Origin of the sequence: Sphingomonas sp. BK481 (assembly GCF_014194875.1) — a bacterium.
In the GTDB taxonomy this organism is placed as follows: Bacteria; Pseudomonadota; Alphaproteobacteria; order Sphingomonadales; family Sphingomonadaceae; genus Sphingomonas; species Sphingomonas aerolata.
On record NZ_JACIAP010000010.1, the window covers coordinates 79,339 to 92,163 of the forward strand.

The following is a 12,825-nucleotide window of genomic DNA, read 5'->3' on the forward strand; positions in this document are numbered from 1 at the left end:
GGGAGTAGGTCTATGGCAGGCACCGTGGTCAACGACATTGTCGACGAGGCCACGTTCGGCCGCTTCCACTGGACAATCGTCGTCCTCTGCGGCCTGCTCCTCATCGTTGATGGCTACGACGTCTTCATCTATGGCGCGATCCTGCCCCAGCTGATGGAACAGTGGGACCTCACCCCACCCCAGGCGGGCTCGCTCGCAAGCTGGGCGCTGTTCGGCATGATGATCGGCGCGCTAACCTTCGGATCGCTGGGCGACCGGATCGGGCGCAAGCGCTGCATCGCCATCTGCTTCTCCATCTTCAGCGTGTCGACGATCGTCAACGGCTTCGTCGGGAACACAACGGAGTTCGGGGTCATGCGCTTCCTGGCGGGACTAGGATGCGGTGGGCTCATGCCCAACGCCGTGGCGCTGACGAATGAATATGCACCGAAACGCCTGCGAACGACGCTCGTGGCGCTGATGTTCAGTGGCTACGCAGTCGGCGGCATGGTAGCCGCCGGGCTCGGCATCTGGCTGCTGCCGACGTTTGGTTGGCGTGCCATGTTCTTCGCTGCCGCGGTGCCTCTTTGTCTGCTCCCGATCGTGCTCTGGAAGCTACCTGAGTCGCTCGCCGTTCTGATACGTCGGGGGGACGAGGGACGTGCGAGTGCCATTCTGACGAAGATCGCACCCGGCCGCACGGTCCCGGGCGGCCAACTGGTCCTGCGGGACGCTAAAGCGGGCTCATCCTCCATCGCCGCGCTGTTTCACGATGGCCGGGCGGGTGGAACGCTGGCGCTGTGGACATGCTTCTTCTGCTGCCTGCTGATGGTGTACGCGCTCGGCTCCTGGCTGCCGCAGCTGATGCGCACCGCCGGCTACGGGCTCGGCTCGAGCCTGTCGTTTCTTCTTGCCCTCAACTTCGGCGGTATGTTCGGCGCCATCGGCGGCGGGCGGCTTGCCGACCGTTACGGACTGGTGCGCGTTGTGGTCAGTTCCTTCGCGATCGGCGCGACGTGTATCGCGCTGCTCGGCGCGAAGAGCCCGACGGCCGTCCTCTACCTGCTGATATTCGTCGCGGGAGCAGGCACGACGGGCACGCAGATCCTCCTCTACGCGACCGTGGCGGACTTCTACGGCGCTTCTATCAAGACGACGGGGCTCGGCTGGGCCTCGGGAGTCGGTCGGGTCGGAGCGATCGTCGGGCCGCTGCTGGGCGGACTGCTGCTCGCTGCCAAGCTGCCGATGGCGTTGAACTTCGTCGCTTTCGCGGTGCCGGGGCTGATCTCGGTCGCGGCGATGATGCTCTTCGCTCGGCGGTACAGGTCGCACGTTCCGGACGAGCTGCCGGGGGCCGCGCTACCCGCCTGAGGCCGTCAGCCGTCGGTGCCCGCATCAAGGACGTAGGCTCAGCAGAATCGGTCAGGGTAGGCAAGCCCATCGCCTGCCCGTGCGATCAGCGCATACTTCCCGGCTGTCTCACTGCAGGCTCCCTGTTACGAAGAACCGGCGGGCGCTCAAAGGCGGTACTCGATCGATAAATGGCTGGCAGCCTTCGGGACCGTACGGAGCAGGCTCAATGGCAGAATGTGGGAGTACGGACCCCTCATCAGAACATGCCGTTCGGGTTTTCAAAGTGGTCGGGGATAATTTGAAGCACATCCCAATGCTCGACGATACGACCCTCATCATCTAATCGGAAGATGTCGATGCCAGCGTAGTCGTGGTCTCCGGGCCAGTGCTGATGGCAGTGCAGGACCACGGTATTTCCTTCTGCAATAGTCCGCTTGAATTCGACTCTCTTGCCAGGCCACTCTCGTGCCATCCGCTCAAAATAGTCGATAAATGCCTGCTTTCCGGTAGCGACTTGAGGGTTGTGCTGGATATATTCTCCGCCGACATATTGCTTGATTGCCTCAGCAGGTCGGCAGTCGTTGAACATCATCTCGTAAAAGGCGATCACGTTCGCCTTATTTAGCTCCAATGACATCTAACAGCATCCTTCCCTGAGAAAACGATCCTCTTTTGAAATGGTGTCGCGAACGGCCGGTCCGGGATCGGGCGCTAATCCCAAGCCAGCGGACCTCCCGCTAGCATTCCCCTTTCACCATCCCGATCGGAGCAGTCGCCGGGCTTAGCGTACGACTTGAACCATCCTCTCACCGGCGCCCTTCCTAGACCATCAACATACGTCAGCTTCTGTCCCGTGTCGTGATCGCGACCCCCGCGGAGGCGACGATCAGGCCGGCGATCTGCACCGCGCCGAGCGCCTCCCCAAAGAGCATGAACGCCAGCACCGCCACGACGGGCGGCACAAGGTAGAACAGCGAGGCGACGACCGAGACCGCGCTGCGCCCGATCATCATCAGGAGCAAGGTCATCCCGCCGACCGACAGGCCGATTACCGACCAGGTTAGCGCGCTCCACGCCTCCCAGCTGCCATCGAAGCGCATATCCTCGGTCAGGAGCGCGACGGGCGCGATGACGAGGCCCGAGGCGGCGAATTGGATCGCCGCGCCGACGCGTAGGTCAACGCCACCGCCGCTGCGCTTCTGCCAGATGGTGCCGAGCGTGATGGCGACGGTCGCCAGCGCCGCGACCGCGACGGTGACGGGAGCCGCCGCGTGGACGGACGAGGTCACCTGCGGGGCGAGCACCATTGTCGCGCCGATCAAGCCGACCAGGATTCCCATCCACTGCCGACGGGTGACGCGGTCGCCAAGCATCGGCCCGGCCAGCGCTGCGGTCAGGAGCGGCTGCAGGCCTGTGATGAGGGCGCAGACCGCTGCCGGCAGGCCATGGCTGACTGACCAGAACACGCCCGCCAGATAAATTCCCTGGAGCAGGAGGCCAGCGACGACCGCGTTCGCCCACAACCGCGGTTCGCGGGGCCTGGACGCACCGGCGAGCGCAGCTAAGCCGGTGAATATGGCCGTACCGCACGCGAAGCGGATGGTCAGGAAAGTGAGCGGGTCCGCGTGGCCCGCGACGAGGCGTGCGACCAAAAAGCCAGTCGCCCAGATGCTGACGAACAGCATCGGGGCGACCGTAACGAGGTCGGGAAGCGACCGGGACCTACCGGACACTTGCCCGTGGAGAGAGGGTTCAGAAATTGATCGTGCCTTCGACCGTGAACATGCGCGGCGGGCCGTACGTCACCTCGGCATAGCCGGATGCTGCGGTGAGGGACGAATTGCCGCTGCCAATATAGGCCTTGTTGGTCAGATTGGTGACGCCCGCAGCGATGCTGTAGCGGTCGGCCCGGTCGGCGTAACGCAAGGTCGCGTTGACCAGCGCATACTTGTTCTGGGCGATCTGCTCGGTGTTCGGCGCGTCGAAGTAGGTCTTGCTGCGGTACGCGACGTCGACGCGCGGAGTGAGCGAACCCGAGCTCAACGGGATGCGGTAGGCGAACCCGCCGTTGAGGCTCCACTTCGGCGTATAGGCCTGCATGTCGTCGAGGTCGACGCGACCTAGCGCGCCAGGCGCAAGGTTCGCCTGCCCGGCATTGAGCGCGTTCGTGAAGCTGTCGTAGCCAAAATCCGTGTATCCGACGCCGAAATTGATCAGCAGCGGACCGATCGGGCTGACGGTTCCTTCGACCTCGAAGCCATTGATCGTCGCCTCGCCGGCGTTGCGCACGACCGGGGCGACGCCCTCGCGCACAACGATCTGGATGTCCTTGTATTTCGACTTGAAGGCTGCGGCGGAAAGCCGGAGCGTGCGGCCGATGAGCAGCTTGCCGCCGATCTCGTACGACGTCACCTGCTCGGGGTCGAATTCGGGCAGAAATTCCCGACCCGTCGGCGCGTTGGGCGAGATGACGGGCTGCACGATGCGGGTGTTGAAGCCGCCGCTCTTGAAGCCCTGCGAGTAGCTCGCATAGGTCATGAGCTCCGGTGTCCACTGATATTGCAGCGTCGCCGCGGGCGTGAACTTGCTGTTGGTCTTCGAGTTGAGGACCGGGTTGAAGAGGAAGGTCCGGGAGCCGGTGCAGGTCGCGGCCACCGCGCCCGTGCGCTGCGGCCCGAGGCAGACGTTCTGGGCGTTCAGCGGCGCGGGATAGGCCACGTTGTAGCCGACGTTCGTGTAGCCGTAGCCGCTGACGGCGGCGGTCTCGAACGGCGTGGCCTCCTTCTTGTCGCGGGTGTAGCGGAGGCCGACCGTCAGGTTCAGCTTGTCCGTGATCGCGAAGGACTCCTGCGTAAAGATCGCCAGCGATTCATTCTTGATGTCGGCGTTGTTGTTGAGGCCGCCGACGCGCAGTTCCTCGCCGGTGGTGGCGCTGATCTGCGACGGGAGGAAGACCGGGTAGAACTGGTAGTCGGTCTCGCGAAAATAGTAGGCGCCGAATTGGTACTTGAGGCGGCCGTTGGGGGTCTCGCCAAGGAACTGCAGCTCCTGGGTGAACTGCTTTATGTTGTCCTGGTTGACGGTCTCGAGGATGCGCAGCGGCGTGTTGTCGGCGTCGCGGATCGAGAAAGGGTTGGTCTCGCGATAGGCAGTGATCGACTTGACGGTCAGCCAGTCGGCGACGTCGTACTGGAGTGTCAGGCCGATGCCGTACATCTCCAGCTCGGACCGGCTGGGCGCGTTGGAGGCGACCTTGAAGGGGCCGAGGGCCGAGTACTGGTTGTTGGCGCAGCGGCGATCGTTGTTCTCCGGCACCGGCGTGACGGGGTTCGTCAGCGCGAAGCCGGGACAACCCGCGATTACCGAGGCGAAGCGGACGAACGCGGCGCTGGTGTTGATCCCGCCGAAGACGGTCGGCGACCCGTTCACGTCGTCCTTGGTGTAGTCGCCGATCAGCAGCGCCTCGAACTTGTCACTCGGCTTCCACAGCAGGCTTGCACGGGCCGCAAATGTGTTGACGTCACCGAAGTCGCGTCCGTCGAGGATGTTGGTGACGTAGCCGTCGCGGATGCGCTTGGTGGCCGCGAACCGTACCGCCAGCGTCTCGCTCACCGGGAGGTTGAGGACGCCGCGCAGATCCGCGCGCTTATAGTCACCGAGCGTCCAGCCAACGTTGCCGGACACGCCGGAGAAGTTTGGGCGCGCGGAGAAGACCTGGATGGCACCGCCGACGGTGTTGCGACCGAACAGCGTCCCCTGCGGGCCGCGGAGCACCTCGACGCGCTCAACATCAAGTAGCGATATGGCGGTTCCACTGGCGCGTGCGAAGTAGACGCCGTCGACGTAGAAGCCAACGCCGGGATCGGTCGAGGCCAGGAAGTCGGTCTGACCGACGCCGCGGATGAAAATCGCGGAGGACGAGCTGTTGCCGGATGCGGGCGCAACCGCGCTGAATTGGACATTGGGAGCGAGCTGGGTGAGCTTGTCGGAGGAGTCGATCTGACGCTCGGCGAGCGCGCTGCCCCCGAACGCCGCGACGGAAATAGGGACGTTCTGGATGCTCTCCTCGCGACGGCGCGCCGTCACGACGATGTCGCCAATGCCTCCAGGTTCCTCGGCGATGGGGTCGGACTGCTGTACGGGTGGGGCGGAGGCCGCCGGGGCCGGCGCGGCCTGTGCTGCCGAGGTGCCCGCCTCAACGACGGGCTGTTCCGGTGGCGTTTGGGCGGGAATGGTGGTCTGTGCCAAGGCAGGGGCGGGAACCACGCCAAGACCGATCGCGAGTGCCGTGCTGGACACAGTTCGGCGGATGGTCGCCGTGTAGCTTCGATGAGCCTTCATGTATTTCCTCCCCGTTCGCTCGACTGCCGGGGCTCCGCCCGGTCAGAACGCGTTCGTTGACGAAAGTTAGGAAGAAGTCTTTCCGAACGTCCAATACAGATGACGTATGCGATCGATACCTAGGAGGTCGGTGACACCAACAAGGCAAATCAGTCTTTCGGGAATATCAAGTATGCCCCCGCCAAAGAATTCTTAGCCGATACCGGCATGGTATGTAAATCGATGGCACACCAATGATCTGTAGAAGCGGGTGAGCCCTTTGGAACGTTCGTCGGCGGCGCTGGATATGCCCCCCCCACGCTTGCGAGTTCGCGCACGGGGCGGGGCGCCTGCAAAGCCGGAAGTGCGAATGCGGCAGCAGCGCGGAGTCGCAACCGAGGTGGTCGCTGGCGCCCTCCAATAGCTCAGGGGTGTTCACGCGTTGAGGCAACCACCGAGGCTTCAGCGGCGCGAAGTTGGCAGATTGACGCTGGGGGAACATAAGGAAGGTGGGTCGATCGCCGCAGCGACCGGCCCACCTCGGCTTCGAGCTTGGTTCCGCAGGGTCGGTCAGAGGATTTTTAGGACCCGCACCTGAATTCGGGCAGCTTCGTTGAAGCCCTCTCGTGATTGTACGTCACGTCCGCCGATCAGCTCGAGCTGCCACTTCGGCGCGACGAATTTTTGGATCGCCAGTCTAATCTGCTGACGCTCAGAGCGCTGACCGGTATAGACGCCGTCGAGGTGCTCCTTGCCTCCCCACATACTCGCGGTGCCGATGGCGATCGTCGTCTTCTTGTCGGGCAAGGCGTACCGAAGCCAGCTCTGGACATGGTAGACGGGCTTCTTCGTCAACCGCTGGCTGAGCGCGCCGACGTCATTGTTGACCGTGAAGAAGTTCACGTCGCCGTAGAGATCGAGGGTGACGTTCTTGCCTAGCCCCTGGATGAAGCCAATCTGCGGATCGAACGACCACCGATTATTGCCGAAGTTGACGGCCTTGTTGCGGTCGTACGTCCCGGTAGGGATACCCACGATCGGCGAGAAGCCGAGATACGTCGAATAGTTATCGCTCGGCTTGTTAACAAACCAGATCGTCGCAAAGACGAGAACGTCTCCGATACCGGTGGATGATCCCAGATTCTGCCCACCAACCCGAGCATCATGGACCGACCCCACCGGTACGATGATTTGCGGATCGACGACGAACGGCCCGAGTTTCGTGAAGTGGACGTAGCGCAGCAGCGCGACCGATGTGTTGAGATTGGTGTCGTCCTTCAGCTCCCCGCCGCCTGGAAGCTTGAGCTTGTCGCGGTTGATGAACTGGCCGTAGACCAGCGCGAGGTCGGTGCCGGGGGGTAGCGCCGTGTAGTCACCGGGGTCGACCGCTGTCTGAGCTTGAACGGGTATGGCGGCAGCAAAGCCCAGCAGGGCGGCGGACGTCGCCAGGACGCCACGGATCGTTGCCGAAATCGGCATGGTGCATTCCCCTCTTTTTTGATCGTGTTCGTTTAGGCGGTGATGGCGCTGGCAGCCTGCTCCCCGATGATGACGCAGCCTGCCATGGTATTGCCGGTCGTTACGCGAGGCATGATCGAGGCGTCCGCGATGCGGAGGCCCTGGATGCCGTGAACGCGCAACTGCCCGTCCACGACGGACATGTTATCCCGACCCATCTTGGCGGTGCAGCTCTGGTGCCAGTAGGTCACCGCCGCGTTGCGGGCGAAGTCCTGGAGGTCGGCGCCAGTGATCTTCCCCGGCATAACCTCCCGCTTGTTGAAAGCCGCGAGTGGACCGGTATTGCCGATCTCGCGGCAAAGCTCGATGCAACGGAGCATTGCCGTCATGTCATCGGGCTCAGCGAAGGTATTTGCCGCAATGTTGACCGGGGAACTGGGGTCCGCACCGGTGATGGTGATCTCACCGCGGCTCTTCGGACGCACCACGGCAGGTGATAGCGACCAGCTTCCAGCAGGCGGGTTGTACTGCTTGCCCGTGACTTCACTCACGTAGGGAATCTCGATCTGGAACGGCTGCAAATCCGGCGTGTCGAGCTTGGAGTCACTCTTCCAAAAGAAAGTTGCCTCGGCGGCATTGTTGCGCGGCGCGATCGGCTCTTTGTACTCCCAGACGCAACCCGCGATCATCACGTGATCCTGGAAGTTCTTGCCGACACCCGGGAGGTCCGCGACGACAGGAATGCCGAATTTGCGAAGCTGCGCCGCCTCGCCGATGCCCGACTGCATCAGGATCTTGGGCGTGTTGATCGCGCCGGTCGAAAGAATTACCTCGCGCGTCGCACCGATGGTCATCAGCTTTCCGCCATGGGTGAACTCGACCCCAGTGACGCGCGTGCCCTTGGTGGTGAGCTTGCGGATCGTCGCCTGCGTGAGGACCGTGATGTTCGGCCGATCCAGAATCGGCCGGACATAGGTGCTGAACACGTTGAGGCGCTCGCCGGGCTTGTAGCGAACGTTGGGGATCGCAGCCCCGCCGACGCCCTCCATCAGGATGGCGTTCTGATCAGGGAAAGTCGGGATCCCAACGCCTTTGCACGATGCGAGCATCGCGGGCGCAATGGGCGAAGGATTTGGTGTTTCGCCGACATATACAAGACCACCCTTGCCTCGTCGGTGCGCATCGGCAGGACCTTGGTAATCCTCAATGCGGCGGTAAATTCCGAGCACGTTCTCGTAGCTCCAGCGCGGATCACCGGACTCACTCGCGAAATAGTCCCAGTCGTTCTTGTGACCACGCGACCAGATCATAACGTTGATCGACGATCCGCCGCCCAGGACCTTGCCCATCGATAATGCGATTTCGCGATTGTTGATCTTGGGATTTGGCGCGCCCTTGAAGCCCCAGTCCCGCTCGCTACCGAGGTTTGTGAACCAAACGCCAGGATTGGTAACGCTCGGCACCTGATCGCTGCCGCCTGCCTCAAGAAGCAGCACTTTGACCGCCGGGTTTTCAGCGAGACGGCGCGCGACAACCGACCCGGACGAACCGGCGCCACAAACGATATAATCGTACTGCTTTTGGAGTGCCGCGCCAAGCTGAAGCTGATTTTCGCGGGCGGCCTGCGCGAATGCGGCCCGGCTCACAGCAGTTGTGGAAGCGATTCCCGCCATTGCGGCAACTCGCAAGAAGTCACGCCGCTCGAGCCGCCCCTGCATCAAGCCATCCTCAGCGGCGAGGACTGCGTTGAGCGCCCGAATGCTCGCGTCGTCGTTCATCAATCCTCTCCTTGCGGCAATGGCGCCGCATCGTGTCGCTTCGGCTCCAGCCGAACGCATCGCCGCTTTTCGTGCGTGTCGATTTCAGGAGCGTAATGACGAGAGTCGACTGCCGTCCAATACAGATCTTGTATCTATCCAATACCCTGACGGTAGCTCGCCACGGTCGCCTGCGTACCACCAATTGGCTTGTAGACCGAAAACAACGCCTAAATTAGGGTCATCATATCCACTGGGTATCGGTGAGCGACCTCAACGGTCTTTGCGGCCCGATGTTGATCGAAGGTACGCTATGCCAAACGAAAAGCTAGGAGAGCGGAAGTGACGGACAGCACAAAACTGATCGGAGACGAGCAGCTTAGCGGCGGGGCGTTCACCGGGAGCTGGACAACGCTGTCGACAACGACAGACGTTCAAGAACCTGCAACGGGAGCGACGTTAGGCAAGATCGGCATCGCCAGCCCCGACGACATCGCGGCGGCTGCCGCGAGTGCGCGCGCCGCTCAGAAGGCATGGGCCTCCGATACTCCGGATAATCGGGCAGCCGTTTTTCCAAAGGTTGTGCAGGTTGCAACCGAGCGGTGGGACGAGATCGTCGAGTGGATCATGCGCGAGAGTGGATCGGTCAGAGCGAAGGCCGAATTCGAACTGTCTATAACCATCAAGTCGATCTCGCTTGCGGGTGCCATGCCACAGCAAGCGCAGGGGCTTGTGCTGCCGAGCGAGCGTGGGCGCATCAGCCTCGCCCGTCGCCGACCGTTAGGCGTCGTAGGCATCATCGCCCCGTTCAACTTTCCGCTCTATCTGGCGATGCGCGCAGTCGCACCAGCGATCGCGGTCGGCAATGCAGTTGTGCTAAAACCCGATCCGCGCACGTCCATTTGTGGCGGCTTCGTGATCGCCCGGTTGTTCGAGCTTGCGGGTCTACCAAATGGCGTCCTCCAGGTACTGCCGGGACGCGGCGACGCGGGCGAGGCGCTGTGCCGTGATCCGAACGTCGCCATGATTCAATTTACTGGATCTACCGCCGCTGGTCGGATGGTAGGCAAGACGGCCAGCGAAAACCTGAAAAAGGTCTCGCTGGAACTTGGCGGTAAAAATTCTTTGATCGTCCTCGAAGACGCGGATCTCGAACTGGCAGCCAAGAATGCCTCATGGGCGAGCTATCTTCATCAGGGACAGATTTGCATGTCTGCAGGGCGGGTGCTGGTGCATGCGACCATCGTCGAGGAGTTCACCAAGCGCCTCGTAGCTCACGCGGAAGCGCTGCCGGTGGGCGATCCAATGTCCGGGCAGGTCGCGGTTGGACCGCTCATCAACCAGACGCAAGCCGACCACGCCCGCAAGGTCCTAGATGGAAGCGTTGCCCAAGGTGCGAAGGTAGCTGCGGGTGGCACGTCCGATGGTTTGTTTTTCAAGCCGACCGTGCTGACAGGGGTAAGCAAGGACATGCCTGCGTTCAGCGACGAAATCTTCGGGCCTGTGGCGGTTGTCGTACCGTTCGAGAGTGATGAACAGGCGATCGCGCTCGCCAACGACACTGAATACGGCCTGTCCGCGGCGATCATCACCCGCGACGTTGGACGCGGTATGGCCATTGGTGACCGCCTTCAGGCGGGTCTGGTCCACATCAACGACCAAACCGTGAACGACGACGTCGTTAACCCTTTCGGTGGTGTCGGAGCATCTGGTAACGGAACATCGATCGGCGGCCCGGCGAACTGGGAAGAGTTTACGCATTGGCAGTGGACGACCATCAAGGGAACAGCACCCGCTTACCCTTTCTAGAATGCCTTCGAAAATTATAGTTCGATTGAAATGTGAGGTGTGCCACGAGGACTGTGGCATACCCGTCAATGAACACACGCAAACCCATAACGCTTGGCCGCTGATCGGTACCAGGCGGTGTTCGACGCCGCATTGAAACGAATCTACATAGAGCGAGGATTAAGACATAACCTCACCCATGTGTCCAAGCATCGAGGTGGAGCACCCGACTGTCTCGCGGGCCTATCGTTTGTAGGACAGTCGCCAGCAGTAAATTCAACGCGCCGACACCGTCTTGCGAGCGCACATAAGGCAGAGCTTCAATCCTCAAAGGAGCTCTGCGGTGCCGTTTGGTAGGGTGCCCTTTGGTCCTCCTTGGTTAGGACTTCAGGCGGACCAAAGGGCCAACCCGAGCCAAATTTATGACGTCCAATTTTGGCGGAAATCGGACCGGCCAGAGTAGGAACGCAGAGGGTATACCCATACCAGACCGCACACATTGAAGCCAGGCAGAGACATTTACCCATTGCAGGGCAGGCGTAATCAATGCGAGTCCTCTACTCTAATCGGAAGAGGGTGCCTTATGGATATCGACTTTGATGCGCTGCTGGATGACGACGAGGTCGCACCTATTAACCCGCGTGAGATATTCCAGACCCTCGACAAACATAAGGATTTCGATTTTCTTCGGGATGTTCAACGGGACGTACTCGACGGGTGGTTCTCCCGGAGAACGTCTAAAGACACTGTCATCAAGCTTAATGTAGGATCCGGAAAGACGACCGTCGGACTGCTCGCTCTGCAAAGCTCGATTAATGAGGGAATTTATCCGGCCGTATTTGTATGCGCGGATAACCTTCTAGTCGACCAAGTAGTATGGGAGGCAGATCGCTTGGGTATCGCCGTTTCTACGGCCACCCGGGACCCTGATGTCAAAGCCGGCTCTAAGATCCTCGTTACAAGCATCTATCACGTCTGACGTGACCCCAGTCTTTCATCCAGCGGCAACCAGAGACCGACCGGTGTTGTCGCGCATGAGCGCGGGTGAAGCAACGGGCGGGGTTAACCCCGCCCGTTGCTGTTCAAGCCCGGCAGCGAATGCGGCCGGGGTAGCGTAGCCCAACGACGAGTGCGGCCGCTCGGTGTTGTAGTCATCGACCCAGCGCGCGAGGATCGAGCGGGCCTGGCCGATGGTAAAGAACAGCGTCTCGTTGAGCAGTTCGTCGCGCATGCGACCGTTGAAGCTCTCGACGAACCCGTTCTGGGTCGGCTTGCCCGGCGCGATGTAATGCCACTCGACACCCACATCGCCGGACCAGGCCAGCACCGCGTTCGACGTCAGCTCGGTGCCGTTATCGCTGACGATCATCTTCGGCGCACCACGTCTGGCAATCAGATCACCTAGTTCGCGCACCACCCGACGGCCCGAGATCGACGTATCGACCACCGCCGCCAGGCACTCGCGGGTCACATCATCAACGACGTTCAGCACCCGAAACCGGCGGCCGGTGGCGAGTTGATCGTGAACGAAGTCCAGGCTCCAGCGCTGGTTGGGAAGTGCCAGCACTGGCGCCGGTGCCCGCGCGCCGACGGCGCGCTTGCGTCCCTTCCTGCGCCTGACCGTCAGCCCCTCCTCGCGGTAGAGCCGCTGGGTCTTCTTGCGGTTGATCGTGATGCCGTCACGGCGAAGCAGGATGTGTAGACGTCGATAGCCGAACCGCCGGCGCTGCTGCGCCAGCTCACATAACCTCGATCGAAGGTCACCATCATCCGCTCGGCACGAGCGATATCGCATACTCGTGCGATCCGCTCCGACGACAGCACACGCCCGCCGCTCGCTCATCCCCAGCGTCGTCTGGAGATGCACGACTGCTTGCCGCTTCGCGGCGGGCGCTACCATTTTTTTGACAGCAGGTCCTTCAGACCGGCGTTGTCCAGCATCGTGTCGGCGAGCAGGCGCTTGAGCCGTGCGTTCTCTTCCTCGAGCGACCGCAGACGCTTTGCGTCGGACACCTCCAGGCCGCCAAACTTCGCCTTCCACGCATAGTAGGTGGCGCTCGACATCCCGTGCTTCCGGCACAGCTCCGTCACCACCGCACCTGCCTCGGCCTCCTTCAGGATGCCGATGATCTGCTCTTCCGAAAACTGCTTCCGCTTCATTCCGTCCGTC

At 61.9% G+C, this 12,825-nt stretch carries 9 protein-coding genes; 3 read left to right on the forward strand and 6 right to left on the reverse strand.

Features of this window, described 5'->3' with window-relative positions; all coding sequences use genetic code 11:
- Positions 1 to 12: 12 nt before the first annotated feature.
- Positions 13 to 1,350, forward strand: a complete 1,338-nt coding sequence (locus tag FHY04_RS17325; RefSeq protein WP_022674933.1) for an MFS transporter — start codon at positions 13 to 15, stop codon at positions 1,348 to 1,350.
- 238 nt (positions 1,351 to 1,588) lie between these two features.
- On the opposite strand, the gene FHY04_RS17330 is transcribed toward FHY04_RS17325, so the two are convergent.
- The 5 genes from FHY04_RS17330 to FHY04_RS17350 all read right to left on the reverse strand — a co-directional run bounded on the left by FHY04_RS17330 (position 1,589) and on the right by FHY04_RS17350 (position 8,888).
- Entirely contained in the window at positions 1,589 to 1,969 is a 381-nt protein-coding gene (locus FHY04_RS17330) for a nuclear transport factor 2 family protein (protein WP_022674932.1), read from the reverse strand.
- Between the two features lie 202 nt (positions 1,970 to 2,171).
- The gene (locus tag FHY04_RS17335; protein WP_221211857.1) at positions 2,172 to 3,065 is read right to left on the reverse strand and encodes a DMT family transporter; all 894 of its coding nucleotides are present in this window, start codon (positions 3,063 to 3,065) and stop codon (positions 2,172 to 2,174) included.
- 19 nt (positions 3,066 to 3,084) lie between these two features.
- A complete protein-coding gene (locus FHY04_RS17340; RefSeq protein WP_183937294.1) occupies positions 3,085 to 5,580 on the reverse strand; it encodes a TonB-dependent receptor in 2,496 nt (831 codons plus the stop codon).
- Positions 5,581 to 6,222: 642 nt separating this feature from the next.
- Positions 6,223 to 7,131 (reverse strand): transporter, encoded by a 909-nt coding sequence (locus tag FHY04_RS17345; protein WP_066667187.1) that lies wholly within the window; start codon positions 7,129 to 7,131, stop codon positions 6,223 to 6,225.
- Positions 7,132 to 7,163: 32 nt separating this feature from the next.
- Entirely contained in the window at positions 7,164 to 8,888 is a 1,725-nt protein-coding gene (locus tag FHY04_RS17350) for a GMC family oxidoreductase (RefSeq protein WP_221211858.1), read from the reverse strand.
- Between the two features lie 321 nt (positions 8,889 to 9,209).
- On the opposite strand from FHY04_RS17350, the gene FHY04_RS17355 reads away from it, so the two are divergent.
- Together FHY04_RS17355 and FHY04_RS17360 are read left to right on the forward strand one after the other, a co-directional pair.
- Positions 9,210 to 10,676 carry a benzaldehyde dehydrogenase gene (locus FHY04_RS17355; protein ID WP_022676122.1) on the forward strand — a complete coding sequence of 489 codons (1,467 nt, stop codon included), beginning with the start codon at positions 9,210 to 9,212 and terminating at the stop codon, positions 10,674 to 10,676.
- A 562-nt stretch (positions 10,677 to 11,238) separates the two neighbouring features.
- Positions 11,239 to 11,634 (forward strand): DEAD/DEAH box helicase family protein, encoded by a 396-nt coding sequence (locus FHY04_RS17360; RefSeq protein ID WP_183937295.1) that lies wholly within the window; start codon positions 11,239 to 11,241, stop codon positions 11,632 to 11,634.
- Between the two features lie 15 nt (positions 11,635 to 11,649).
- Here FHY04_RS17360 and FHY04_RS17365 read toward each other — a convergent pair.
- Positions 11,650 to 12,815 (reverse strand): IS3 family transposase gene (locus tag FHY04_RS17365; RefSeq protein WP_409349176.1). Its coding sequence is split into 2 segments (ribosomal slippage): positions 11,650 to 12,563 and positions 12,563 to 12,815, totalling 1,167 coding nucleotides; the frame shifts between segments, so codons are not numbered across the junction.
- Positions 12,816 to 12,825: the final 10 nt, after the last annotated feature.